Raw genomic sequence first — 452 nt, 5'->3', positions numbered from 1 at the left:
GTGCTGGCCGATGTCCACGACAAGGACGGCCACATCACCATTCCCGGCTTCTATGATGGCGTCGAGGAAACGCCGTCGCAGATCCTGAAATCATGGGAGACGCTCGGCGAGACTGCCGAGACGTTCCTGGGACCGGTCGGCCTGTCGATCCCGTCGGGCGAAAAGGGCCGCTCCGTGCTGGAATTGACCTGGGCGCGGCCGACGGCCGAGTTCAACGGCATCATCGGCGGCTATACCGGCAAGGGCTTCAAGACGGTGATCGCGGCCGAAGCCTCGGCGAAGGTCTCGTTTCGCCTTGTCCACAAGCAGGACCCGAAAAAAATCCGGGCCGCGTTCCAGAAGTTCGTCAAGGAGCGCATTCCGGCCGACTGTTCCGTCGAATTCCATCCGCATGGCGGCTCGCCGGCAATCCAGCTTTCCTACGACTCGCCCTTCCTGGCCAAGGCCAAGAA

1 protein-coding gene is annotated in these 452 nt (G+C 62.6%); it reads left to right on the top strand.

The window, feature by feature from the left end; translation table 11 throughout:
* Positions 1–452 (top strand): peptidase dimerization domain-containing protein (locus tag EN994_RS34945; RefSeq protein ID WP_164746604.1); only part of this gene is annotated, 452 nt, incomplete at both ends.

The sequence above is a fragment of the Mesorhizobium sp. M7A.F.Ca.CA.002.09.1.1 genome (assembly GCF_003998555.1).
Taxonomy (GTDB): Bacteria; Pseudomonadota; Alphaproteobacteria; order Rhizobiales; family Rhizobiaceae; genus Mesorhizobium; species Mesorhizobium ciceri.
The sequence above is the reverse complement of the archived record's forward strand: the minus strand, read 5'-3'. Positions and strand labels throughout refer to the sequence as shown.